This window comes from Enterococcus sp. 3G6_DIV0642 (assembly GCF_002140635.1).
GTDB classification, from domain to species: Bacteria; Bacillota; Bacilli; order Lactobacillales; family Enterococcaceae; genus Enterococcus_D; species Enterococcus_D casseliflavus.
Genome location: NZ_NGLH01000001.1, coordinates 180,104 through 205,105, shown reverse-complemented (window position 1 = coordinate 205,105; position 25,002 = coordinate 180,104). Strand labels below are relative to the sequence as shown.

At 45.0% G+C, this 25,002-nt stretch carries 21 protein-coding genes; 8 read left to right on the top strand and 13 right to left on the bottom strand.

The genetic code is table 11. The features are described 5' to 3' along the window. The first annotated feature begins 102 nt into the window (after positions 1 to 102). From A5878_RS00975 to A5878_RS00965, 3 genes are all read left to right on the top strand, one after another. Positions 103 to 1,413 (top strand): PTS sugar transporter subunit IIC, encoded by a 1,311-nt coding sequence (locus tag A5878_RS00975; protein ID WP_008376519.1) that lies wholly within the window; start codon positions 103 to 105, stop codon positions 1,411 to 1,413. Between the two features lie 32 nt (positions 1,414 to 1,445). Beyond that, the gene (locus A5878_RS00970) at positions 1,446 to 2,885 is read left to right on the top strand and encodes a 6-phospho-beta-glucosidase (protein WP_086294363.1); all 1,440 of its coding nucleotides are present in this window, start codon (positions 1,446 to 1,448) and stop codon (positions 2,883 to 2,885) included. A 205-nt stretch (positions 2,886 to 3,090) separates the two neighbouring features. Then, positions 3,091 to 3,594 (top strand): GNAT family N-acetyltransferase, encoded by a 504-nt coding sequence (locus tag A5878_RS00965; protein ID WP_086294362.1) that lies wholly within the window; start codon positions 3,091 to 3,093, stop codon positions 3,592 to 3,594. Between the two features lie 43 nt (positions 3,595 to 3,637). Here the strand turns inward: A5878_RS00965 and araD are convergent, their stop codons facing one another. Genes araD through ulaG form a run of 7 tightly spaced genes read right to left on the bottom strand, consistent with a single transcriptional unit; the run spans position 3,638 to position 9,265 of the window. After that, positions 3,638 to 4,324: an L-ribulose-5-phosphate 4-epimerase AraD gene (araD, locus tag A5878_RS00960; protein ID WP_016609058.1), complete on the bottom strand. Its 687-nt coding sequence runs from the start codon at positions 4,322 to 4,324 to the stop codon at positions 3,638 to 3,640. Further along, positions 4,296 to 5,195, bottom strand: a complete 900-nt coding sequence (locus A5878_RS00955; protein ID WP_010748565.1) for an L-ribulose-5-phosphate 3-epimerase — start codon at positions 5,193 to 5,195, stop codon at positions 4,296 to 4,298. Before A5878_RS00955 ends, araD begins: the two co-directional genes overlap by 29 nt. A 6-nt stretch (positions 5,196 to 5,201) precedes the next feature. Then, the gene (locus A5878_RS00950) at positions 5,202 to 5,840 is read right to left on the bottom strand and encodes a 3-keto-L-gulonate-6-phosphate decarboxylase UlaD (RefSeq protein WP_010748564.1); all 639 of its coding nucleotides are present in this window, start codon (positions 5,838 to 5,840) and stop codon (positions 5,202 to 5,204) included. 56 nt (positions 5,841 to 5,896) lie between these two features. Then, positions 5,897 to 6,190, bottom strand: a complete 294-nt coding sequence (locus A5878_RS00945) for a PTS sugar transporter subunit IIB (RefSeq protein WP_008376531.1) — start codon at positions 6,188 to 6,190, stop codon at positions 5,897 to 5,899. Between the two features lie 23 nt (positions 6,191 to 6,213). Next, positions 6,214 to 7,680 (bottom strand): PTS ascorbate transporter subunit IIC, encoded by a 1,467-nt coding sequence (locus A5878_RS00940; RefSeq protein ID WP_086294361.1) that lies wholly within the window; start codon positions 7,678 to 7,680, stop codon positions 6,214 to 6,216. After that, a complete protein-coding gene (locus A5878_RS00935) occupies positions 7,681 to 8,154 on the bottom strand; it encodes a PTS sugar transporter subunit IIA (protein ID WP_010748562.1) in 474 nt (157 codons plus the stop codon). 46 nt (positions 8,155 to 8,200) lie between these two features. Further along, on the bottom strand, positions 8,201 to 9,265 hold the full coding sequence (ulaG, locus tag A5878_RS00930; RefSeq protein WP_086294360.1) for an L-ascorbate 6-phosphate lactonase: 1,065 nt from the start codon (positions 9,263 to 9,265) through the stop codon (positions 8,201 to 8,203). Positions 9,266 to 9,593: 328 nt separating this feature from the next. Here ulaG and A5878_RS00925 point away from each other — a divergent pair, with 328 nt between their 5' ends. Then, positions 9,594 to 10,361 (top strand): DeoR/GlpR family DNA-binding transcription regulator, encoded by a 768-nt coding sequence (locus tag A5878_RS00925; protein WP_081117676.1) that lies wholly within the window; start codon positions 9,594 to 9,596, stop codon positions 10,359 to 10,361. A gap of 165 nt (positions 10,362 to 10,526) precedes the next feature. Here A5878_RS00925 and A5878_RS00920 read toward each other — a convergent pair whose 3' ends face one another. Beyond that, the gene (locus tag A5878_RS00920) at positions 10,527 to 11,549 is read right to left on the bottom strand and encodes a YeiH family protein (RefSeq protein WP_060791641.1); all 1,023 of its coding nucleotides are present in this window, start codon (positions 11,547 to 11,549) and stop codon (positions 10,527 to 10,529) included. Positions 11,550 to 11,614: 65 nt separating this feature from the next. Here A5878_RS00920 and A5878_RS00915 point away from each other — a divergent pair, with 65 nt between their 5' ends. Continuing rightward, positions 11,615 to 12,466, top strand: a complete 852-nt coding sequence (locus A5878_RS00915) for a LysR family transcriptional regulator (protein ID WP_016609049.1) — start codon at positions 11,615 to 11,617, stop codon at positions 12,464 to 12,466. 231 nt (positions 12,467 to 12,697) lie between these two features. Next, entirely contained in the window at positions 12,698 to 14,488 is a 1,791-nt protein-coding gene (gene uvrC / locus A5878_RS00910; RefSeq protein WP_015508751.1) for an excinuclease ABC subunit UvrC, read from the top strand. A gap of 74 nt (positions 14,489 to 14,562) precedes the next feature. On the opposite strand, the gene A5878_RS00905 is transcribed toward uvrC, so the two are convergent. From A5878_RS00905 to A5878_RS00890, 3 genes are all read right to left on the bottom strand, one after another. After that, a complete protein-coding gene (locus A5878_RS00905; protein ID WP_086294359.1) occupies positions 14,563 to 15,303 on the bottom strand; it encodes a GntR family transcriptional regulator in 741 nt (246 codons plus the stop codon). Between the two features lie 191 nt (positions 15,304 to 15,494). Continuing rightward, entirely contained in the window at positions 15,495 to 16,775 is a 1,281-nt protein-coding gene (locus A5878_RS00900) for a PTS sugar transporter subunit IIC (protein ID WP_005232725.1), read from the bottom strand. 246 nt (positions 16,776 to 17,021) lie between these two features. Beyond that, positions 17,022 to 18,410: a glycoside hydrolase family 1 protein gene (locus A5878_RS00890; RefSeq protein ID WP_015508750.1), complete on the bottom strand. Its 1,389-nt coding sequence runs from the start codon at positions 18,408 to 18,410 to the stop codon at positions 17,022 to 17,024. Between the two features lie 159 nt (positions 18,411 to 18,569). Here A5878_RS00890 and celB point away from each other — a divergent pair, with 159 nt between their 5' ends. Both celB and A5878_RS00880 read left to right on the top strand, forming a co-directional pair. Next, positions 18,570 to 19,841 (top strand): PTS cellobiose transporter subunit IIC, encoded by a 1,272-nt coding sequence (gene celB / locus A5878_RS00885; RefSeq protein WP_005226670.1) that lies wholly within the window; start codon positions 18,570 to 18,572, stop codon positions 19,839 to 19,841. A gap of 108 nt (positions 19,842 to 19,949) precedes the next feature. Next, the gene (locus tag A5878_RS00880) at positions 19,950 to 20,666 is read left to right on the top strand and encodes a GntR family transcriptional regulator (protein ID WP_005226669.1); all 717 of its coding nucleotides are present in this window, start codon (positions 19,950 to 19,952) and stop codon (positions 20,664 to 20,666) included. Positions 20,667 to 20,739: 73 nt separating this feature from the next. Here the strand turns inward: A5878_RS00880 and A5878_RS00875 are convergent, their stop codons facing one another. Then, on the bottom strand, positions 20,740 to 23,202 hold the full coding sequence (locus A5878_RS00875; protein ID WP_086294358.1) for a heavy metal translocating P-type ATPase: 2,463 nt from the start codon (positions 23,200 to 23,202) through the stop codon (positions 20,740 to 20,742). Positions 23,203 to 23,464: 262 nt separating this feature from the next. Then, positions 23,465 to 24,901: a glycoside hydrolase family 1 protein gene (locus tag A5878_RS00870; RefSeq protein WP_005226667.1), complete on the bottom strand. Its 1,437-nt coding sequence runs from the start codon at positions 24,899 to 24,901 to the stop codon at positions 23,465 to 23,467. Positions 24,902 to 25,002: the final 101 nt, after the last annotated feature.

Genomic DNA, 25,002 nt, shown 5'->3' with positions numbered 1-25,002 from the left:
TTTTCATTTCTTGAGAGATATGTACGGAATCCGTATCCGCTTACTTTTAGTCGTTTTCATTCGCTATAATGATGGCATCAATTAATGAAAGGTGTTATTATTATGCAAAAATTCAATGACCTGTTAGACCGCTCGTTGGTACCAATCGCAACAAAGTTGAACAATCAACGCCACGTAGCAGCGATTCGAGATGCGTTCATGCTGATTTTCCCACTGACCATCGCTTCTTCTCTCGTTATTTTGGTCAACAATATTTTATTTTCCAATGAAAGTTTCATCGTGCAATTATTTCAACTGAATCGGCTTTTCCCTAATCTGGAAAGTGCTCAGCAAGTCCTAGCTTCCGTGGCGAACGGGACCATCAACATCATGAGTTTATTCATTGCGTTTCTTGTTGCCCAACTTTTAGCCAAACATTTCCAAGCAGATGCTACACTAGTTGGTTTGACAAGTGTCGCTGCCTTTATGATCTTGTACCCGACCTCCTTTGCAGTAGATGATGTCAATGTGATCTCCACACAATATTTAGGCGCCCAAGGGTTGTTCGTAGCTATGATCGTGGCTTGTTTGGTCGGTGAATTCTTACCGAAGCTTTTCAAGGTCAAACGATTGCAGATCAAAATGCCTGAAATGGTACCACCAGCAGTTTCTCGTTCCTTTTCTGGCATGATTCCGATCGTGATCATCGTGGCAGTCACTGCTTTGATCAATTTCTTAGTTTTGATGATCGCACCAGAAGGCATCAATGAACTGATTTATAATGGAATCCAAAGTCCATTGCGGGATCTGGGGGGCAATGTCGTCGGTGTCTTGATCTTGGCGTTCTTGCAAACTACGTTGTTTGCGATCGGGATCCATGGACCAAATACTTTGAATGCGGTTCGTTCAGCGATTTTTACCGAACAGGACCTAGCTAACCTAGACTTTATCAACCAAGGCGGCTCCTTGTGGGACGTTCCTTACAAAGAAACTTGGGGCGTTTTAAATGATATGTTCGCAAATATGGGCGGAACTGGTATGACATTGGGCTTGATCATTGCGATCTTCATCGCTTCAAAACGTCCAGAACAACGTGAGATCGCTAAGATGTCTTTAGTTCCAGGGATTTTCCAAATCAATGAGCCGATGATCTTCGGTCTACCGATCGTCTTGAACCCAATCATGATCATTCCGTTTATTTTGACGCCTATGGTCAATATTTTGGTGGGTTATTTTGTCACTGTTGTCTGGCCGATCATGCCGACCCCAGCGATTGGGGTACCATGGACGACCCCAGGAATCATTAATCTCTTTTTAGGAACTGGAGGAAATGCGATCGCTGCGGTTGTCGGTGTCGTTTGTCTTGCGATTTCGGTCTTGATCTATTTGCCTTTCGTGATCGCCTCTAACCGTTCCCAGAAAGTAGAATTATAAGCAAACGAATGAGTCGAGGAGGAATGAAATTTATGTCCGCAAAAATGCCGAAAGATTTTTTATGGGGCGGCGCGATCGCTGCCCATCAAGCGGAAGGCGCTTGGAATGTTGCTGGCCGTGGAATGAGTACCGCTGATGTTATGACGGCCGGTGGCAACGGTATTCCCCGTAAAATCACCAAAGGCGTCATTGAAGGAGAGTATTACCCGAACCATGAAGCCATTGACTTTTATCACCGTTACAAAGAAGATATCCAGTTATTCAAAGAGCTGGGCTTGAAATGTCTACGGACATCGATTTCTTGGAGTCGGCTCTATCCAACTGGAACAGAAGAAGAACCAAATGAAGCCGGTCTCCAATACTACGATGATCTTTTCGACGAATTGCAGGCAAACGGCATCGAACCCGTGATCACTTTGTCCCACTTTGAAATGCCTTATGCCCTCTATGAAGAATTTGGTGGGTTTGCTAACAAAGAAGTGATTCCCCTCTTTGTCAAATTCGCCAAGACTGTTTTTCAACGGTATCGTGACAAAGTAACGTATTGGATGACCTTCAATGAGATCAATAATCAAGCAGATGGGCAAGAGCCGCTGCACGTTTGGACCAATTCTGCCATGATCATCGAGGATGACAGTCAAAAAGAAGCACTCGTCTTTCAAGCGGGCGTCAATGAGTTGATTGCCAGTGCGGCAGCGGTGATCGAAGGCAAAAAAATCAATCCAGAGTTTCAGATTGGCTGTATGATGGCCTATGTCCCAGTCTACCCCTACTCTTGCGCACCCGCTGATTTGATGGCATCCGTCAAAGCCAATGAACGGCGCTATTTTTACAGCGACGTCCACGTACGAGGCAAGATCCCAACCTATGTGCAAAAATATTGGGCGAAAAAAGGCATTACGATTGAGATCACGCCCGAGGAACAAGCGCTATTAAAAGCGGGAACCGTTGATTATATTGGGTTCAGCTATTACATGTCAGGAACGATCTCAACCCTTGATGAGGTGGCTGGCACACCAACTGAGGATATCCCAGGAGCAAAAATCGTGAGTAATCCTTATATCAGTGCTTCTGATTGGGGCTGGCCTATCGATCCAGTCGGGTTGCGTTATGTGTTAAATACAATCTATCAACGCTATGACTTGCCGCTATTTATCGTGGAAAATGGCTTTGGTGCTTACGATCAACTAACTGATGAGCAGCAAGTCCATGATGACTACCGCATCACTTACCTGAAAGAGCACATCGAACAGATGGAAAAAGCGGTAGTTGAAGATGGTGTACCGTTATTAGGCTATACGCCTTGGGGGATCATTGATATCGTCAGCTTCGGCAGCGGCGAAATGGAGAAACGCTATGGCATGATCTATGTCGACAAAGATAATACCGGGAAAGGAACCTTGAATCGTTTGAAAAAAGATTCCTTTGCGTGGTACCAGCAAGTGATCGCCTCCAATGGTGAAACGCTCTAATTACTGCTTCCATGACTAACGTACAAAAACCGCCCCTCGTTGCGCCATACTCCTTTTCACATTAGGAGCCCGGCAACGAGGGGCGGTTTTCTTATTAAAGAGGGGCGCCATTGCGAGGATGGCTTTTCTTATCATCACTAAACACTACCTCAATGCTGTGGTACACTATAGCTATTCATTTACTTTCACTTTAAGGAGGAGCTGCATGAAGCCGATATTTCGTTCGATCCAATCTCAAGATGATGCGCCCTTAGCCGCTATCATTCGCAAAAGCTTGACCGACCACCAGTTGGCGGTTCCAGGGACTGCCTATTTTGATCCCGAGTTAGACCACTTAAGTGAATTTTATGCAGCAGATCCTGCTAGCCGCCATTATTTTGTCGTCACTAATGAATCGGGTACCCTTTTAGGCGGCGGTGGTCTTGCCGCTTATGATTCAGAAGGGCAAATCGCCGAGCTGCAAAAATTTTATCTCAGTGATGCTGCCAAAGGGCAGCGCCTCAGCTATCCCTTGCTGGCGAAGATCGAGGCCAAAGCTGTTGAACTAGGTTATCGGCAACTCTATTTAGAATCCCATCATTCTCTAGAAGCAGCCTTGCATGTCTATCAAAAAGCCGGCTATCGCGCATTGTGTCAGCCACTATTGGCAGCACAGCATACCACGATGGATCGCTTTTATGTGAAAACACTCGCTGAAGAAAACGAATAGAAAAGCAGCCGTTCCTTGATCGCTAGGAATGGCTACTTTTCCGTTATCCTTGTCCATAATAAGCATGTTCGCCATGCTTGCGGAAATAATGTTTATCCAGCAAATAATCAGCGATCGGTGTTCGATCCAAGGTCAAAGCTTCGGTACCTAATGCCATTTCTGCAACCTCTTCTAAAACAATACTATTGCTGACCGCTTGTTCCGCAGATTGCCCCCAAGTAAAGGGACCGTGTCCCGCTGTGAGGACAGCTGGGCATGCAAGTGGATCTAATCCCCGCTTTTCAAACGTCTCGACAATGACTTTGCCAGTTTCTTTTTCATAGTCTGCCGTTACCTCAGAGGCCCGTAACGGTCGTGTGCAAGGGACACTACCATAAAAAGTATCCGCATGCGTCGTTCCATATGCAGGGATGTCTCGCTGTGCTTGCGCCCATTTTACCGCATTTGTCGAATGCGTATGGACGATCGCCTTGACGCCTTCGAAGTGCTTATACAATAGCGCATGGGTTTTGATATCCGAGGAAGGCTTCAACGCCTTCGCCTCTTTCGGCGTTCCCGCTAAGTCGCAAACCACCATTGAATCAACCGTCATCGTCTGATAATCAACACCACTGGGTTTAATGACGATGATCCCTAAATCTCGATCGATCTCACTGACATTTCCCCAAGTTAGCTTTACTAGTCCTTCCTCAGGCAGTCTCTTATTGGCTTGATAAACTCGCTCTTTCATCAATTGAAGCTGATTGATCAAGGTAACCGACCTCCTTTAGTTTTGGTAATAAAAATGCTTTGGCTTGTTCGATTTCCGCAATCGGGTCAGCGCTCGTCTCACTCCACATCTCGATGACAAAAGAACCGTTATAATTCAACCGCTTCAGCGTGCGTAAGCAGCCATCAAAATCAACACACCCAGTGCCAAACGGTACTTCTTTAAACTTTCCTCGAAACTTATCTGAAACCGCCAATGTATCTTTCAAATGAATCTGGGTTATCTCGCAAATGCCTTTTTCTAATTCATAACCGACATCATTTTCTGGCCAGGCCGATAGGTTCCCGACATCTGGATAGACTTGTAGATAGGGCGAAGGGATCTGCTCCTTGATCCGTAAATACTTTGAGATAGAATTTAGAAACGGATCATCCATGATCTCTAGTGACAAAACGACACCCTTTTCAGATGCCCTGGCGACTGCTTCTTTTAGATTGGCAATGAACCATTCTCGGCTACAAAGACTTTTTTCCTCATAATACACATCGTATCCGGCTAATTGGATGCAGCGAATACCCAAATCTGAAGCCAAGTCGATGGCTTTTTCCATCAGATGCATCGCGTGCTTGCGCTTTTTTTCATCGATCGAACCAAAGGGAAACCGCCGATGTCCACTGAGACATAAAGACAAGATTTTGATCCCCGAGGCATAGATTGCCTCGACGATCTCTTTGCGTTGCTCTTGGTCCCACTCTAAGCGTGCCAAGCGTTCATCAGTTTCATCAATGGACATTTCAATGAAATCGAAGCCTCGGTCTTTGACAAACTGCAATCGTTCCGACCAAGAGAGGGTTTTGGGTGTTGCTTTTTCATATAGACCGATCAAACTCATGGAAAACTACCCCCAAATCCGTAAAATCTCTTGCTTGAAATCAACTGCTGCTTGTTGCGGATCGTCAGCTGCAGTGATGCCTCGTCCTGTGATAAAGGTATACACATCAATGCCAGCAAACAGAGCCAACGTCTCGACGCTCAATCCTCCCGTGACTGACACTCGAAACCCCATATCGATCAATTTACGGACTTTCGTTAAATCTTTTTCTCCCCATGTTTCACCAGCTAACAGTGCGTCACGACTTTGATGATAGATAGCTTGTGAGATGCCGGCATCTAGCCACTGCTGTGCTTGCTGGTAGGTCCAGTCACCATATAATTCTACTTGGATCTCAGCAATTTCTTTTGCCGCTGCCTTCATTGTTGGGATCGTTGCTGCACAAATCACGGTCATATAATCCGCGCCAGCTTGCTGGCAGTTTTTGGCGACCGTCCCACCGGCATCGGCACATTTTGTGTCTGCTACGATCAACTTTTCCGGATACATCGCTCGGAAGCAGCGTAGGACCTGTGCTCCTTCTTGCAACAGTAAAATAGTTCCTGCTTCAATGATATCCACCACATCGCCGACTTTTTTGATATCCGCCAGTGCACCAGCTAAATCGGAGTGATCGCAAGCGATCTGCAGTTTTGGTATACTCATGAAATTCCCCTCTCTTTTGTTCGATCATCTTTTTGTTCTTGTCACGTCCTGATGCACTACTCCTTCGAAAGACCCGCTTCTCTGACCCGCTCAATAATTTCTTTGGGGGACATCACATTTCTGACCCCGATCACTGTTACGCCCTTTTCTTTGGCTTTATCGAACATATTGACAAAGTTCATTGGCGTAAAGACCACATCGTAATTCTTGGCGGTGCTTTTGCCTTCAGAAATCGCGCAATGATGAATAGAGGTGATCGTGATCCCTTCTGACTTCAAAGCTTTTTCGACACTCCGCATCATCATCAAACTTGTTCCTGATCCATTTGCACAAGATACCAATACTCTCATCTTCTTTTCCTCCTAAGAATTCATTATTTTTGTTTTTCTACATACGCATCATAATCATCTACGATCAAGAAATACCCTTCTGGATCTCTGCGGTACTGCAACTGTGGAATCACTAATAAGATCACCACTACAAGAACCACACCAATGATGCCTAAGAATTTCATCAATACTGTAAAGAATGGCCAGACGGTCGCCCAGTCGAACATCCCAAGATAGCCGCCATATTGAGACAATCCTACCCAAGTAGCGATCAATGCCGAACCACCGATCTGAATGATGCCTGATAAGAATGGGAAAAGACAAGCCGCCTTGATACCTCCACGGTTGTTGGCAAAAACGGCAATCGCTGCATTATCAAAGAACAGTGGGATAAACCCGGCAATGACGATCGTTGGTGACCGGAACAAAATCAGTAAAGCGATCATTAAGAATTGTCCTAATGCACCGAATAAAAAGCCCACCGTCACGGCATTTGGCGACCCAAAGGCAAAGGTTGCGGCGATATCGATCCCTGGAACAGCACCTGGTAAAATCGTATTCGAGATTCCTTGGAATGACTCGGTCAATTCGGAAACGAAGGTGCGGACACCTAATTGAAGAATTGCTAAATAGACGGCAAACATTAGTGAAGTTTGTAAAATATAAAATAAGAAACTTTGTCCTTCTGCCATAAATCCTGCTGTTATTAAATAATCTTGTCCAAGCGTCACTAAAATGATACCGAAGAAAAAGAGCATCAAAATCGAAGTCGATACCATATTTTCATTGAAGACCGATAAAAAACCCGGTAGTTCGACATCTTCTAATTTCCGGTTGGATTTGTTCTTTTTGAACCGTTCCGCAAGTCGTGCAAAGAAGTAAACACCAAACATCTGTTGATGGGCAATCGCAAAACCAGCACCTTCCGTCAAATCTTGACAGATGCCAACGGTCAAATTGGAACCAACCACCCAATAGCAGCCTAAGATCAAGCCCATGACAAGTAAGACTTCGATTCGACCCAAGTCTGGGAAACAGAATAGCAGCAGCCAAAAGGCCGTTGCGGCTTGCTGTACTTGTACATTTCCAGTAGTGAAGACGGCCCGCAGCTTCGTATATTTTTTGAAGCGAACGAGTAAGATATTAAAAACAAAGGCAATCAATAATAAGAGCATCGTGTCACCAAAGGTGCGTCCAAATCGTTCTTCAATGCCGGCGGTGATCGCATTTTGACCAAAATACGGGTCAGTGACCATCGCATCTAATTCAAAACGCTCCTTAAGCCCCACCAGGATCGGACGGAAATTATTGACCAATCCACCAGAGCCAATCGTCAAAATCAAGTAACCAACGGTGGCTTTTAAGAAACCTGCAACACATTCAACAAACGGCCGTTTCAATAGTAAGTAACCAATCAGTACAATAAAACCGATCAAAAAAGCTGGCTGCATCAAAATATTCTGAGCAAAGTAATCCCAGCATCTCAATAAGAAATCTCCTACCATTTCCATCTAATCCCTGCTTTCTTTTTGGTCATATTTCTCCATCACCGCTTCAAAATCTGCCATTGTTTTTACACCTAGTAAATCTTCCACCAGCCCTTCTTCCATCAGCATTTCGGATAAACTAGCGATATTGTTCATATGTGCTTCAGCATTTTTGGCAGCGAGCATAAAGAACAACTGCGCCTCTTTGTCGGGGTCATCATCTTGAAATGAAACGGGGGCTGGAAAAATCGTCAATCCGATCCCCGTTCCTAAGACACCTTTGCTTTCTGCTGAAGAATGGGGCATGGCTACTTTGGGAATGATCACAATATAAGGACCGTATTGATGAACATCCCGAATGACATCTTCAATATACTGATCCGTGATCAACGCCTTTTGCTTTAATCCTTCGCCACTCGCCCAGATAGCGGCTTCCCAATCTTCGGGCTGTTCATGATTGATCGCAACCAACTCATTTTCATAAAAATAACGCAGCATTACCTTTGCTCCTTTCAAATTTGGCTTTTGCAGCATCCCCCTTCTTTTATAAAAAAGAAGGGAATGGCGTATCATTATCGACCGAAAACACATCTTTGAAGCCGCGATAGAAATTAAATTCAAGATCATCTTTATTCGTTGGGTAGGTAAATTTGCCGCCAACTTGCCAAATGTACGGTTTAAACTCATAGTTCAAACGATCTTTTTTAAACTTCCAAATCTCAGTGATCTCCTTTGGATCAGCCATAAAATTGGACCAGATATCATAGTGTACAGGTATCACTACTTTGGCATTGAGGGATTCTGCCATCCGCAACATATCGACTGAAGTAACCTTGTCGGTGATGCCCCGCGGGTTTTCGCCATATGCACCTAAGCAAACATCGATCTTGTACTGATTCCCATGTTTAGCAAATACATTCGAATAATGAGAATCTCCAGCGTGATAAATCGCCCCACCGGAAGTCTCAAACAAGTAATTGACTGCGATACGATCCATGTCCTGTGGTATTTTTCCTTTCAAGCTGGTATCCGGATCTTCACAAGTAATTAGAGCGGTTCGATCGAATGCTTCTAAAGCGACGATTTTCACCTGCCCAATGGTCACTTCATCCCCTGGTTTGACCACGAGGGTTTTTTCTTCTGGTATTCCCCATTTCAACCAAGTTGCAACGACTTCATGGGGACCGACGAATTTTGCTTCTGGACAATTTTGATAGACTGCAGCTGCGGTATTGATGTCTAAATGATCGGAATGAATATGGGTCACCACTAACGCATCCACTCCTTTGATTTCAAATGGATCGATCACAAAGGGCTGCGTCCGTAGGTTAGGCTGCATTTCCTGTACACCACTCATCCGCATCATTTGATGGCCTTTTTTCATTTGCCCATTCCCATGACTGCGTTTGCCAGTGCCGCACCAAAGGTCGCATAAAATGTTGGTTCCTTCCGCACTCTTTAACCAAATACCCGTACAGCCTAGCCACCACATGGAAACTGTGCCTTCTTTCACAAGTTCACTTTCGATCTCCTCGTTTAAATAGGTTCCCCATTCTGGAAACGTATTTAACAGCCAACTCTCTTTCGAAACATCATTTACGTGTGCCATCTTTGTTCCTCCCTTGCTTATTTACACCTTGATTCTAACATATAGAAAAACGCTTTCAATCAAGTTTTATGTTAATTTATCTTATTATATGTTAATTTACCGAGAAATAAATGTGATTATTTAATATATATGGTAATGTTTCTGTGATATGTTAAAATGAGTTCGAAAGAAGAAACGATAAAAAATGGCAGTTTTTAAACGACGGCTGTGCGATTATCCCGCGAATTCGTGAGAAAGAGACACGTGATTTTGCTGCACAGGATAATTGCAAGCTGGACAGATGATAGAAGACAATAATAGAAAAAAGCGCATGTGAGGAGGAAGTATCGTGAAACGTTCCAATGAAGAAGTGAGGCAAAGAAGAAAACAATTGATCGATCTGATAAAAGCATCTGGTCTTTCTGATGTGAGGACCCTCAGTCATCAGTTGGGAGTATCAGAGATGACGATCCGCAGAGACTGTACTGTCCTCAGTGAGATGGGTCAGATCAAACAAACCCACGGAAAAATCGAATACTGTGAAGCTTATGAAGATGAAGCACACCCCACCGACTCGATCGAGTACATCAAAGATCGACTAGCCAAAGAAGCGGCTCGCCAAGTAAAAGATGGCGATACCCTTTTCGTCAATACGAGTACCAGTGCGGCTCAAACGTTGCGCCATCTCACAGACAAACGAATCAGTTTGCTGACAAACAACACGAGTGTGATCCAAATGGAACACCATCCAAAATCAACGATTGTTTTAAGTGGCGGCGAAATACGTTACCCTAAAGCGGCATTGTCAGGAGACATCGCCGTGGAGTCATTTTCTCACGTTCGTTCTGATGTTACGATCATTGGCTGTAGTGGGTTAGATTTACAGACCGGCATTTCCACTTCAGTAATCCACGAAGCCAAAGTCAATGCGAAAATCATCGAAAATTCTGGCAAGTTGATCGTTATCGCGGATTATCGCAAAATCGGTAAGCAATCCAATTTTACGATTGGCGCAATTGCGGCTATCGATCTGCTGATCACCGATCATTATTCTGATCCCAAAGTCATCGATTTGATTGAGCAACAAGGTGTTCAAGTCATCCAAGTACCCGTCTAACCTTCTTTGCCGCTAAAAAAAGCCCGACAGTTGATCTGAAAAGTCACACCTTGCTGCCTCTTCCAACAGAAACAGCAAAGCGTGCCCTTCGATCAACCGTCGTGGCTTTTTTCGTTAAACAATCGTGCGCTTCAAACGTGCTTTATGGGTCGTGCCTCTTGTGAATTAGAGCCGCAGCAACCAAATCAATGCAACAGCACCCACGGTTTGGACGGCGCCAACGGAAAGACCATAGAATAAAAAGCGCGGGCCTTCTTTTAAAAACTTGCGGAAATCCAGGCGCAAACCGATGGCTGCCAACGCCGTCGTTTCAAACCACGTACTGATAAAATGAGCGCCCTCATTCAACCAGCTAGGCAGCGGCAAGAAGCTGTTCAAGATACAGATGGTCAAGAAGCCCAACACATACCAAGGGATCGGCAGCCGCAGCTTGCCTTTGGCTTTGGTTTTGGTGGGGGTCTTTGTCGTCATTCGTTCAAAAACAATGACGACGACTGCCAACATGATGATGCGCGCGATTTTAAAGAGCATCGCGTATTTGACGGTGTCGGCATCAATCAAACTAGCCCCCGCCACGACTTGTCCGACGGATTGCAGCGTGCCACCAAGTAAGGCGCTTTTTTGCAACAGATCATCGCCGTATAAGGCCAATCCTAAAAACGGCAGCGTCAGCATCATCACTGTTCCTAAAAGATTGACCAAGGTGATGATCTGCCCTTTTTCTTCATCATCGGCATCAATGGCTGGTGCGATCGCCGCAATCGCAGAGGACCCGCAGACAGCGTTGCCGCCTGCCATCATCAGGCTCATCTTTTGATTAAAGCCCATTTTTTTCCCTATCAAATAAGCAGCGGTAATGACCAAACTCATCATCAGCAATATAAAGAGAAAGCCCCGAAGGCCCATTTCACTGATGGTCTGGAAAGTGACGGTAAAGCCCAGCAAAACCACCGAATATTCCAAGAGCCGACTTTCCGCAACCTTCGTTCCGACTTGATAGCGTTCTTGCTTGAACAGTGTATTTCCTAAAATGATTCCTAATAAAATAGCAAGGGTTGCTCCCCCTAATTTTGGCACAGCCAAAGCCATGATTCGGGCGATGACGGCTACCGAAAAGGATAGGAACAAACCGGGAAGTATCAAAGCTGTTTGTCGTTGCTTCATTGCTTTCATCCTTTCATATAACATCCATTATACACAGATTGACCGATCAGTAGGATTTATTGGTATAATAGTTATGATTGAATTTTCTAATGGAAGGGATTGCAATGTTAAAATTACTGGAGACCTTCAAGATGGTCTATGAAACGAAAAATTTTTCGAAAGCTGCCGAATTGCTGTTTATTTCGCAGCCCACGGTTTCTGCTCAGATCAAGCAGTTGGAACAAGACCTGGATACACCGCTTTTTTTACGCAATGGTCGCAAAAACGTGATCGCCACGCCCCAAGCAGAGTACCTTTACGAAAAGGCACTGAATTTATTGGATGAGTGGTCGACGATCACAAGCGAGATCCATACCAACACGCAGCATCAAAGCCACTGTGCCCTAGGCATCTCTCATACCTATGCGATGGCCTTGATGCCTGACTTGATGATTGCTTTATACAACGCCTTTCCCACGGTGCGTTTTCGGGTATCGATGATGAACTCCGCTGAAGTCTTAACAGCGCTTGAGCAACATCAACTAGATTTAGGGATCATTGAAAAACCCTTATCTGCACCAAGTATTTTGCGTTTCCCGATTTTGAAAGATCAGCTCGTCTTAGCTGGTGATCCCCAAGTCGGTCCTTGGCTCGTCCGAGAAGCGAGTTCTGGTGTCTACTATTACACTAAGCGCTATCTAGAGGAACAAAATATTCAAGGACCGATCATTGAGATCGCCAGCAATGAATTGATCGTCGCTTTACTGAAACAAGGCTTCGGCTGTTCGATCCTTTCCAAGCGAGCCGCCCACGGCATTGGCTATCAACTGCTGGATAAAAATTTTGAGCGCCAATTTTACCTCATCCAGCGCAAAGCCGTCACAGAACCAGCCATCGAGGGATTGCGGACCTTCATTCAGGAGTGGTCGCAAGAGGATTCCTTGCAAGCAGAAAGCAAATAAATTCACTTGTTTTTAAGGGAGGAAACCACCGCCTCGTGGGATTTCTTAACCTTTTCTTACGATTACGCTTCCTCGCTGCCGATCCGGCCCGTTTGATTGTTTCTTAAGAAATTTGTGCTAAAATGAAGAGTACTGGCTATGGGCTCTAATGTTCCCCTTTTCGGTGGATCTTAGACCGCCCTTTGACTACTTTTGCAGTTCGTGAGCAAACCAGTAAGAAAGGATCTTGAAATGAACGAACAAATCAAGAACAAATTAGCGCTGCTTCCCGATCAACCTGGTTGTTATTTAATGAAAGATAAAAATAACAAAATCATCTATGTTGGGAAAGCCAAAATTTTAAAAAATCGTGTCCGTTCGTACTTTACCGGCAGTCACGATACGAAAACCGAACGGCTCGTTCAAGAAATCAATGATTTTGAGTACGTCGTTACCGAATCAAATACGGAAGCCTTATTGCTGGAAATTAATTTGATTCAAAAAAACAAACCGAAATACAATATCATGCTAAAGGACGACAAGTCGTATCCTTTTATTAAAGTAACCAAAGAGCGCTATCCGCGTCTGATCATCACTCGTAAAGTTTTAAAAGACGGGGCTTTATATTTTGGCCCCTATCCTGATGCACGAGCAGCCAATGAAACCAAACGGGTGCTGGATCGCCTCTTTCCTTTACGAAAATGCGGTCCTTCTCAAAAGCGGCCTTGTCTTTATTATCATTTGGGTCAATGCGTCTGTCCTTATGTCAACAATGTAGATCCCAAGGATTATCAGAAGATCGTTGATCAAGTCAAACACTTTTTCCACGGCGGTCACGTCGATATTTTGAAAGACCTGAAAGAGAAGATGGGCGAAGCTATTGAAACGTTAGAGTTTGAACGAGCGGCTGAGCTGCGGGATCAGATCCAAGCAATCGATACCGTCATGACGCGACAAAAAATGACTCTGACAGATCTGATGGACCGTGATGTCTTTGGCTACAGTGTCGACAAAGGCTGGATGTGTGTCCAAGTCTTCTTTATCCGTCAAGGAAAGCTGATCGAACGGGAAGTCTCTTTGTTTCCTTTCTACAATGAAGCGGATGAGGATTTCTTGACCTTCGTCGGCCAGTTTTACCAAAAGAATGAGCACTTCATTCCCAAAGAAGTCTTTGTTCCGCAAAATGTCGATGCTGCCCCATTAGAAGCGCTGCTGGAAACCAAAGTCCTGCAGCCCCAACGAGGCGACAAAAAGAAATTGGTCGATTTGGCCAATAAAAATGCCCGCATTGCCTTGGCCCAAAAATTTGCATTGATCGAGCGTACTGAAGAACGGACGATCGGTGCAGTGGATCGTCTAGGCGAAGCCATGGGGATCGCGACACCTTATCGGATCGAAGCCTTTGATAACTCCCACATCATGGGGACCGACCCAGTGTCTGCAATGGTGGTTTTTGTCGACGGGAAGCCGTTTAAAGATGATTATCGGAAATATAAGATCCGTACCGCACAAGGCGGCGACGATTATGGCTCTATGCAAGAAGTCATCTACCGCCGATACTCTCGTGTCCTAAAAGAAAACCTGCCTTTTCCTGATCTGATCATCATCGATGGTGGGAAAGCCCAAGTCGGTGCCGCCCAAGAAGTGCTGCATAACCAGCTAGGTTTAGATATTCCCGTTGCCGGTTTAGTGAAGAACAACAAACACAAAACCAGCGAGTTGATTTTCGGGGAATTTTTAGATCCGATCCAACTGGAACGCAATTCTGTAGAATTCTTTTTGCTGCAACGGATCCAAGATGAGGTCCATCGTTTTGCGATCACCTTCCATCGCCAACTGCGCAGCAAAAACAGCTTTTCTTCCAAGCTGGATGAAATTCCTGGCTTAGGACCAAAACGCAAGCAACAGCTGATGAAAACCTTCAAGTCGTTAAAAAACATCCAAGCAGCTTCCGTGGAAGAGATCCAGCAAGCTGGCATCCCCAAAGCCGTTGCGGAAACTATCTTAGCCAAACTAGGTGATCAAAACCAACCCACTTCTTAAGTCAAAACAAAAACGCTCCATAGCCAACAGTAGCTATGAAGCGTTTTTTCGTTGAAGAAGAATTTTGTAAGCCGTTACTTTTTGCGGTGCTGTAACAGGTCAGGCTTCATGTCTAACATGGAATAGCCACGAACATCATACCGATTGCGGCTGCAGGAATAGTCCACTGGACGTCCCGATTCTAAATAGATGATCTGTTCTAATTCCAATACTGGGTCATCTGCTTGGCACGCTAAATAGGTTTGATCGTATTCATCGCTTTTGGCAGCCTGAAAGGTCCGATAAGCACCAGCAAATTTGTAGCCTAAATCTTGCAGCAGATAGTCATAGACGGATTCTTCCAAAATCTCTTTCGTCAAACCGCTGACCAGATCCAACGGCATATAGGAATGCTCGAGTATGTAGGGATTGCCTTCTAAGATCCGCAAACGGATCACATGATAGATTGGTTGTTCAGCAGTGATCTGAAGCATCTCTTGAATTATTGTTGTAGGAAAACAGACTTCAAAGGTGATGACTTGGCTAGTCAACGTCCGTTTTTCTTGTTTCATCTGATAACTCAGGCCTTTGTATTCTGTCACCGATGAGGTATCTTTGCCCCAAAAGGAATGATTCAAAACTTTGGTCCCTAAGCCGCGCTTTGTCAGCAGCAAGCCTTCCATAATCAGGATGTTCACCGCATTTTTAATCGTCATTCGGCTGACGCCAAACTCTTCCACTAACTCTGTTTGATAAGGTAAAAGACTGTCTTTCGGATAAGTTCCGTCCTTGATTCTTTTACGCAGAACATCTGCGATCTCCATATATTTAGGCATTTTGCCACCTCCAAAACGTGTGTTGTATTGTATTGATTGAAAAACGATAAAAGAACCGGCCAAACGAAAAGAGTGTCATCACACCACTGCACCTACCAATGAAGCAGTGTGATAAGGGGTATTGCACTCTGATCGCGGCCGGATAAGGTCTATTACGTTTGGCGCTTGTTTCTAATCGACTCGATCAGACATTACGCATTTTTTAAACGGCGTGTTTCTTGAATTTGCGCCATTTTCACGAACGGCAAGTAGATAACGATCGACAAGATCAAGTTAACAGCTGCCAAGATTCCGCCAGCAATACTTTGTGTCGACAAAATACCGCCGATGATTGGTGGCGTCGTCCATGGTGCGATGACGGTACTTGCAGGAACTAAGCCAGTTGCGGTTGCAAAATAAGCAGTCGTTACTAAAACAAGTGGGGTCAACACATATGGGATGAACAAGATTGGGTTTAAGACAACTGGCAACCCAAACATCACTGGTTCATTGATCATGAACACACCTGGTGCAACAGATAGTTTTGCGACAGTCATATACGCTTTATGATGACGAGCAACTAAAAAGATCGCAATCAAAAGACCTAGTGTCGCACCTGTTCCGCCGATGTTCACGAAAGAATCAAAGAATGGTTTGTTCACGATATAAGGCAAATCTGTTCCTGCTTCTAATGCTCGTGCGTTTGCTTCGATCGCTGGCACATTGATCGTTTGCATGAACGGGTCGATGATGTTGGCACCATGTAAACCAAAGAACCATAAGAATGCAGAGATAAAACCTAATAGCAAAGCAGCTGGGTAAGAGTTTGCCAAGCCCATGAATGGTTGTTGCACCAATTCATAGAAGGACAATACGATACTTGTCACACCAAATGCTTGGAAAATTGCTGTAAACAAAGCAAAGATCGATACGGTGATCATTGCTGGGAATAATGCAGCAAATGAACGTGAGACTGCTGGTGGTACGCCATCAGGCATGTTGATGACTAAGCGTGGGTTGCCAGCTAGACGACGGAAGATCTCAGTAGAAATGATCGATACGATTAATGCTAAAAATAATCCTTGAGAACCAAGTCCGGCAGCTGTTAACAAACCATCTGGGCCTGTCGCCATTGCACCTAATGCGAAGAAACTTGCAACTGAGATCGCCCCAGCACCTAATGCGTCTTGATTGTAGCTTTTAGCTAAATTATACGCTACTGTGAAAGCGATTAACAGACCAAGTATTGAAAAAGTACCTGCTGACAAGTTGTTCCCAAAGGCTTGCCATGTCCCTTCACCAAAAATGCCATTCATAAAATCAATATAGGCAGGGATTGGTAAGTTGTTGATCAATACCCCAAAAGAGCCTAAGATCATCAACGGCATCGTTACGATAAATCCGTCACGAATGGCCACTAGATGTCTTTGAGAGCCTATTTTAGAAGCGATCGGAATAAAGTGCTTCTCCATAAATCCAATAAATTTATCCATTGTTTTTTCTCCTTTCAAACCCTAAACAAAATAATGAAACCGATTTCTACTAAAGAATACCACGAGAACGTTTCCATGTCTAGTCTTTTCTTTATCAAAACTGTGCTTTTATTTAACCCAGCTTATCATTTGCAAAAACAGGTGGTTTTTTAATAGAATACCCCCTTTGAAATCAGCCAGAAAAAATCCGCGATTTTACACAAAAAAGCAATGCTGATTCCTACAGCATTGCTTTTTTCATTGTTATTAAAAGCCGTTATTATCTGAAACTTCTTTAAACCAACGACCTGATTTTTTCACCGTTCGTTTAGCATCATTTGCTAAGTCAACGGAGATAAATCCGTAACGGTTCTTGTAAGCATTGGTCCATGACCAGTTGTCCATGCAGGTCCACATATGATAGCCAACACAATTGGTTCCTTCTTGGATCGCTTGGTGGACGTACTTCAAGTGGTCAGAGACAAATTCGATGCGGTAATCATCTTCGATCACGCCATCAGCATTGACGAAACGTTCTTCTCCTTCGACACCCATGCCATTTTCAGAAATGTAGCACTTGATATTGCCATAGTTTTCTCGCGTGTTCGTCAAAATATCATAGATCCCTTTTTCATAGATTTCCCATCCACGATACGGGTTCATTTTCTTGTTCGGCATATCATAGTTATCAAAGTAATCATCAGGCATTGGACTTTTCGCTTCATCGATCGGTGATTCTTTCTTCATGATACGACGAGGTTGGTAATAATTGATCCCCAACAAGTCGATCGTATTTTCGCGAATCGTTTGTAAATCATCGGCTTCCATCGCTGGTACCATATCCAATTCCTTGACGATGGTCACTAATTCTTCTGGGAACGTGCCTTTGACCGCAGGGTCTAAGAAAGAACGATTAAAGAAGGCATCCGCGATTTGCGCTGCTTTGACATCCTCTGGATCGTTCTCATCTCTTGGATAGCTTGGCGTCAAGTTCAAGATGATGCCGATCTCCCCATCAAGGTTCATCTCATGATAGACTTTGATGGCTTTAGCACTCGCCAACGTTTCGTGGAACCCAACTTGGACTGCATGTTTCATGTTGATCTCATTTGGATAATGGAATTGGTAAAGATAGCCGCCTTCAACAGGGACGATCGGTTCATTATGAGTGAACCATTTCTTGACACGATCACCAAATAATGTAAAGCAGGTTTGCGCAAATGCGACATAGGCATCCACGGTCTCTCGGTTCAACCAGCCGCCTTTTTCTTGCAGCGCCATCGGCATATCGAAGTGGTAAAGGTTCATGAAAGGTTCGATCCCGTTGGCGATCAACTCATCAATGTAGGCATTGTAAAAATCAACGGCTTTTTGATTGACTTCTCCTTTGCCTTGCGGGAAGAGACGACTCCATTGGATCGACGTCCGAAACGTCGTATGGCCGGTTTCTTTCATTAGTTGAATATCTTCTTGATAGCGTGTATAGACTTGCGAGGTTTTTTCAGGACCTACCTCATTGAAAAATTTCTCTGGTTCTTGCTGATACCAGTAATCCCAGATGCTTGCCCCTTTGCCATCGCCTTCAAATACACCTTCTGTTTGTGGGCCACTAGCGGCTGACCCCCACCAAAAGCCTGCTGGAAATTGATAATCCATCTTCATTCACTCCTCATTTTTTCTTTGCTGCCCTAATCATAAAGGAAGCAGTTACAAAAATCAATCTTTTTTAAAATAAATGTATAGACATTTAAAATAAAACATGATACATTATCAATGTAATCGATTGCAAAAAGAAATTTAAGGAGTGAACTAATAATGAATGGTTTTATGGACAAGTTATCTGAAAAGATTTTGCCCTTGGCGAATGCCTTAGGACAAAATCGCTACCTGACCGTCTTGCGGGACGCGTTTATGCTTTCGTTCCCAATCACTATGTTTGGATCGATCGTGGTCGTTTTAAACAACCTGCCCTTCTTCAGTGATGCCACTAAAGGAACATTAGGAACACTGTTTGGCAATGGGCAAAATGCAACAATGAGTATCATGACTGTTTTCGTTACTTTCGGTATTGGCTATTATTTATCAAAATCATATGATGTGGAAGGGATTTTTGGTGGTGCCGTTTCGTTTGCCAGCTTTTTGATCTTGACTCCTTTCTTTATGACTACTGAATCTGGCGAAACGATCTCTGGTGTGCTGTCTCTTGATCGTCTTGGCGCAAAAGGGATGTTTATCGGGATGATCGCAGCATTTTTGGCAGCTGAAATCTATTGCCGCATCACAAAACGCGGCTGGCAGATCAAAATGCCTGATGGGGTGCCACCAGCAGTTTCTAAATCCTTTGCCGCTTTGATTCCAGCAATTATCACCTTAACGGTATTCTTAGTGATCAATGCCATCATGACGGGTGTCTTCAATGCCAACTTGCATGACCTGGTTTATGAATTGATCCAAAAACCATTGACTGGACTAGGCAGCAGCTTGCCAGCAACTCTATTGGCTTTGTTCTTTGTTCAATTCCTTTGGTTCTTCGGTCTACATGGTCAAATCATCGTCAACTCTGTGATGGACCCGATTTGGAATACATTGATGTTAGACAACTTAGAAGCGTATCAAAATGGGGATGCACTGCCGCATATCGTCACAAAACCATTTATGGAAACCTTTACTGTTGGATTAGGCGGTTCTGGTATGACGTTAGCCGTTGTTATCTTGATGGCTTTCGTATTGAAGAAAAAACAATACCGCGATGTGGGTCGTTTGGCTTTAGCACCAGGGATCTTTAACGTTAACGAACCAGCCATCTTCGGTATGCCGATCGTCTTGAATGCGACGATCCTGATTCCTTGGGTCGTGGCACCTCTTGTGGTAACGACCTTCAACTACTTAGTGATGGCGGCTGGACTTGTTCCTGCACCAACTGGTGTTTCTGTTCCTTGGACCGTTCCAGTGGTCTTCAGTGGTGTCTTAGCAACCAACTCTTGGTTAGGTGGTTTGCTGCAAGTCATTGACGTGGTGATCGTCGGCTTGATCTGGTATCCATTCTTACGTGTTTTAGATCGTCAAGCAGAACCATCGATCGATTAAGCGCAACGGCTGGCTGAATTTTTTCAGTCAGCCGTTCTTTTTATAAAAAAACCAAGGTTTGATTGTCGAAACCGCTTTTTTCAGCTATACTTCTTGCGAGGTGATCAGATGCCAAAATACCAAGAAATTGCCAATATTTTACGCACACGTATCAAAAACAAAACGTATCCGCCTGACAGCTTACTGCCGAATCAAACTGATTTAGTCGAGGAATTCGGAGTCAGCCGGATGACCGTCAAAAAAGCCATCGGTATTTTAGCCATGGAAGGACTGGTTTATTCTCAGCGGGGCGCTGGAACAAAAATATTGAACCACCCATTCTTAAAAAAAGACACCACTGCTTTAACGGTCTATGAAGGCTTGTCAACGGAAATGGGCAAAGCTGGCCGCAAGCTAGTCAGTCAGGTCATCGATTTTCAAGTCGAATTTCCTGACCAAACGATCCAAGAAAAGTTGATGTTAACGGAAGAACAACCGATCTATAGTATTGTCCGCTTGCGGATTCTTGAAGACCAACCGTTTATTTTAGAATATACCTATATGCCCGTCCATTTGGTGCCCAATTTAACTCGTGGCCATTTAGAAAGTTCTATCTACCGTTATGTCAAAGAGGAACTAGGGGTCCAGTTTGCTGGCGCCTACCGCACCATCGCCGCTGATAAAAGTACCGCGTACGATCAACAGTATTTGGACTGTAAAGCCGATGATCCGGTCTTAGAGATCGAACAGATCGTCTATCAGAAAAATGGCTCACCTATCGAATTTTCCCGTAGTCGCAACCGTTATGACGTGCGGGCCTACTCTTATTTAGATGTCCAGCACTAAAAAGACCTGCCCACGGTTTTCTTCCATCAGAAACCGTAGGCAGGTCTTTTTGTTGGTGCATTCGTTGCTTCGTTTATTTTTTCGCTGAGGGTTGGAATCGTTTCAGCCGCAAGGCATTTAATAAAACGGATACCGAGCTGAAGCTCATGGCCGCCCCAGCGATCATTGGATTGAGCAAGGGACCACCGAAAAGATGCAGCACACCCATTGCGACAGGGATGCCTAAGACGTTATACGCAAAAGCCCAGAAAAGATTTTCTTTGATGTTTTTGATGGTTGCCCGACTTAACTCGATCGCTGATGGGACGTCCATCAGATCGCTGCGCATCAGTACGATGTCTGCCGATTCGATGGCGACATCGGTACCAGAGCCGATCGCGATCCCTACATCGGCTTGGGCTAACGCGGGCGCATCATTTATCCCGTCACCTACCATCGCAACCTTTTGGCCTTTGGCTTGCAGGCCAGCTACTTTGGCGGCTTTATCTTCTGGCAAGACGTCACTGATCACTTCATCGATACCGACTTGTTTGGCGATGGCTTGGGCCGTTCGGGCATTGTCGCCCGTGATCATTGCTACGTACAAGCCCATTTGATGCAACCGTTCAATGGCTTTTCGACTGCTTTCTTTGATAGTATCTGCCACAGCGATGATCCCGATCGCTTCGCCGTCTTTGGCAACATACATCGGTGTTTTCCCTTCGTGAGCCAATTGTTGGGCTTGCTCGATCAGGCCATCGATGGCAACGTTTTGTTTTTCCAACCATTTCTGGTTGCCTAATAGGACTGGACTGCCAGCGATCGTTCCTTGAATCCCATGCCCTGGGATCGCTTCAAACCCGTCAACTTCTTGTAGGGCGAGAGCTTGCGTGCGGGCTTCGATCACAATGGCTTCGCCTAATGGATGTTCTGAGCCTTTTTCAACAGAAGCCGCCAGTTGCAGCAATTCCGTCGGCGTGTGGTTGCCGGCAGGCAGGAGATCGGTTACGACTGGTTTGCCTTCTGTGATCGTGCCGGTTTTATCAAAGACGATCGTCGTCACGTTTCTAGCTGTTTCTAACGCATCGCCGCTTTTGATCAAGACGCCATTTTCTGCCCCTTTGCCCGCACCCACCATGATGGCGGTCGGTGTCGCTAATCCTAAGGCACACGGACAAGCAATCACTAATACAGAAATCGTAATGGTCAATGAGAAGATCCAGGTTTCTTGTCCTAAGAAAAACCAGGCAAGTCCTGCAAAAACCGCCAAGACCATCACGATCGGGACAAACACACCCGAAACTTTGTCAGCCATGCGAGCAATCGGCGCTTTGGAGCCCTGGGCATTTTCTACTAATTGAATGATTTGCGCTAACGTTGAATCTTCTCCCACATTGGTGGCTTCATATTGAAACGAGCCGTTTTTGTTGATGCTGGCGCCGATCACCCGATCACCGACTTGTTTTTCGATAGGTAAGCTTTCTCCAGTAATCATTGATTCATCGATGGCAGAGCGGCCTTGGGTAACGATCCCATCCACAGGGATCTTCTCACCAGGTCGTACGACTAAGATATCGCCAGCTGCGACTTCTTCAATACCCACTTCGACTTCTTCGACTTGATTCCCGCTGCCGCGAAGCACGCGGGCTTTTTTCGGTGCGAGATCCAACAACTTCTTGATGGCTTCGGAGGTTTTGCCCTTCGAGACCGACTCAAGGTACTTTCCTAAGGTAACTAATGCCAAAATAACGGCGGCCGTTTCATAGTACAAGTGCATCGCATAGTGGGTCGTGCCCAGGTAGACCATCACGGTTCCATAAATACTATAAAAGAAGGCAGCACTGGTTCCCAATGCGACAAGGGAATCCATGTTGGGATGGCCTTTCCAAAGCGCTTTGAAACCAGCAATGTAAAAGGCGCGACCGAGGACCATCACCGGTAAGACTAAAATCAATTGAGTGGTAACGAAATTGACTGGATAGGCCATCGGATCTAAAAAGCCAGGGATCGGCAAACCTATCATTTCCCCCATCGTCAAATAGAACAAGGGGATCGTAAAGAGCGCTGAAAGCCAAAACCGTTGCCATAAAGCACGAATCTCTGCCTGTTTTGAATCCGCCTTGTCAGCAGAAGCGGTCGGCAGCTGTGCATCATAGCCCGCCTCTTTCACGGCAGCTGCGATCTTCGCGGCGGTCACTTGATCTTGTTGATAGCTGACCGTCAGTTTTTCTGTTGCCAGATTGACGGAGGCTTGCTCCACACCCGCTAATTTTTGGACAGCTTTTTCTACTGTTTGGGCACAAGACGCACAGGTCATGCCCGAGATGGCAAAGGTCTCTTGTCTTTGGGAGCCGATCAGTTGATAGCCCGCTGCTTTGATGGCCGCAGCGAGTGTTTCTTCGGTGAGCTGCTGCTCGTCATAACGAATATGTAATTTTTCAGTAGCCAAATTGACAGCTGCTTGATCGACCCCCGCCAGCTTGCTGACTGTTTTTTCGACGGTCTGGGAACAAGACGCACAGGTCATCCCTTTTACCCCATAATTCTTTTCGATCATTGTTTCCTTCCTCCTTGCTTGCTATGCAAACCCATTAACCTTTTATGTTTACAGTTGTAATCTTCTTCTACTTTACAATTATCGTTTACACTTGTCAACGATAATACTCAAAAAAAGGACGTTCTCCTTTGAAGCGGCCCAAAACGCGAGACTTTTGGTCTACCTTTGGGCGATCGCTACAGGTGGAACGTACTTTTTTCTAAGAAACGATCACTGCCGTTGCAGGGGTCGTTTCGCTTATTCAGGTATTGGTCTTAGGAGGCTAGCACTCTTGCCCGTTGGTTTTGATCAGCTCTTGGTACCAGTAGAAGCTGTCTTTCTTGTAGCGTGCCAAAGATCCTTCTTGCGTTTCATCTTGGTCGACATAGACAAAGCCATAGCGTTTTTGATAGCCGTTCAACCAGCTTAGCAAATCAGTGAAGGACCAGGTGCAATAGCCAAGAACTTCCGCGCCGTCGCTGATCGCTTCTTTGATGGCATGGACATGCCCTGCTAAATAATCGATGCGGTATTGGTCATGGATTTGATGATCGTCAGTTAGTTTGTCGTATTCACCAAGTCCGTTTTCCGTAATGATCACAGGCACCCGATAACGGCTAGTGATTCGTCGTAAAGCGATCCGCAGCCCTTGAGGATCGATCTCCCAATCCCAATTCGTCCGTTCCACAAATGGATTTTCGGCTTTTTTGAACATTCCTGGTGTACCGGTTTCTTCGGAGCTGCCTTTTTTCCCAGTGGTGTTCATTTTCCCCGCACCGACACCATCTAATGGATTGTAGGCATTTGTTGCTGTTTGGTAATAGTTGATCCCTAAGAAATCTGGTTTTGCTGAACGCAGCAAGTCCATATCTCCTGGTTCGATCGTTGGTGCGATCCCTTGCTCTTTCAAGTAATTCATTGCCGCAATCGGGTATTCGCCCCATAGATAGACGTCTAACCAATAATGCGCCATCAAGTCTTCCGCGTTTTCAGCTGCCAAAATATTTTTCGGGTCGCTGTTGATTGGGTAGTTTGGTGAGTAGGCGAAACTTGGTCCGATTTTCCCTGGGATTTTCATCTCATGGAACTTGTTGATCACCGAAGCATTCGCCAAGTTAGCGATATGATTGACTTCATACATCCGTTTAGGATCGGTCACTCCTGGTGGATGGGCAGCTAAAAGATAACCTAAAGAAGTAAAGATATTTTGTTCATTCAAGCTGACCCAATAGTGGACTTTGCCGCGAAAGGCTTCAAACAATACGGCCGCATAGTTGGTGAAATCTTCAATGATTTTGCGAGATTCCCAGCCACCGTATTCTTCTTGCAAGGCTCGTGGCAGATCCCAATGGTACAAGGTCACCATCGGTTCGATCCCTGCTTTTATCAGTTCATCGATCAATGCTAAATAAAAGTCTAACCCTGCTTGATTGACTTCTCCTCGTCCTTCTGGAAAAATCCGTGTCCAAGCAATGGAAAAACGATAGGTTTTCAATCCTTGTTCTTTCATCAAGGCAACATCTTCTTTGAAGCGGTGGTAATGGTCGACTGCGACATCTCCGTTAGTTGCTTTAAAGGTTTTTCCGGGAATGCGGACAAAATCGTCCCAAACCGAAGCGCCTTTGCCGTCTTCTTGCCATGCGCCTTCTACTTGATAGGCTGCTGATGCTGAACCCCATAAGAAATCGTTGGGGAATTCTTTTAGTTGTTTATGATCCAATTGTTTCCCTTCTTTCTGTTTGATGATACCCCTTTCTTAAGTATACCGATAATTGCCTGATTTGTCATAAGAAGATTTTGTACCTATGCCAAGAAAGCCGA

Coding starts and splice junctions, on each gene's coding strand:
- A5878_RS00975 (WP_008376519.1), top strand. CDS start 103: ATGCAAAAATTCAATGACCTGTTAGACCGCTCGTTGGTACCAATCGCA.
- A5878_RS00970 (WP_086294363.1), top strand. CDS start 1,446: ATGTCCGCAAAAATGCCGAAAGATTTTTTATGGGGCGGCGCGATCGCT.
- A5878_RS00965 (WP_086294362.1), top strand. CDS start 3,091: ATGAAGCCGATATTTCGTTCGATCCAATCTCAAGATGATGCGCCCTTA.
- araD (WP_016609058.1), bottom strand. CDS start 4,324: ATGAAAGAGCGAGTTTATCAAGCCAATAAGAGACTGCCTGAGGAAGGA.
- A5878_RS00955 (WP_010748565.1), bottom strand. CDS start 5,195: ATGAGTTTGATCGGTCTATATGAAAAAGCAACACCCAAAACCCTCTCT.
- A5878_RS00950 (WP_010748564.1), bottom strand. CDS start 5,840: ATGAGTATACCAAAACTGCAGATCGCTTGCGATCACTCCGATTTAGCT.
- A5878_RS00945 (WP_008376531.1), bottom strand. CDS start 6,190: ATGAGAGTATTGGTATCTTGTGCAAATGGATCAGGAACAAGTTTGATG.
- A5878_RS00940 (WP_086294361.1), bottom strand. CDS start 7,680: ATGGAAATGGTAGGAGATTTCTTATTGAGATGCTGGGATTACTTTGCT.
- A5878_RS00935 (WP_010748562.1), bottom strand. CDS start 8,154: ATGCTGCGTTATTTTTATGAAAATGAGTTGGTTGCGATCAATCATGAA.
- ulaG (WP_086294360.1), bottom strand. CDS start 9,265: ATGGCACACGTAAATGATGTTTCGAAAGAGAGTTGGCTGTTAAATACG.
- A5878_RS00920 (WP_060791641.1), bottom strand. CDS start 11,549: ATGTTATATGAAAGGATGAAAGCAATGAAGCAACGACAAACAGCTTTG.
- A5878_RS00915 (WP_016609049.1), top strand. CDS start 11,615: ATGGAAGGGATTGCAATGTTAAAATTACTGGAGACCTTCAAGATGGTC.
- uvrC (WP_015508751.1), top strand. CDS start 12,698: ATGAACGAACAAATCAAGAACAAATTAGCGCTGCTTCCCGATCAACCT.
- A5878_RS00905 (WP_086294359.1), bottom strand. CDS start 15,303: ATGCCTAAATATATGGAGATCGCAGATGTTCTGCGTAAAAGAATCAAG.
- A5878_RS00900 (WP_005232725.1), bottom strand. CDS start 16,775: ATGGATAAATTTATTGGATTTATGGAGAAGCACTTTATTCCGATCGCT.
- A5878_RS00890 (WP_015508750.1), bottom strand. CDS start 18,410: ATGGATTATCAATTTCCAGCAGGCTTTTGGTGGGGGTCAGCCGCTAGT.
- celB (WP_005226670.1), top strand. CDS start 18,570: ATGAATGGTTTTATGGACAAGTTATCTGAAAAGATTTTGCCCTTGGCG.
- A5878_RS00880 (WP_005226669.1), top strand. CDS start 19,950: ATGCCAAAATACCAAGAAATTGCCAATATTTTACGCACACGTATCAAA.
- A5878_RS00875 (WP_086294358.1), bottom strand. CDS start 23,202: ATGATCGAAAAGAATTATGGGGTAAAAGGGATGACCTGTGCGTCTTGT.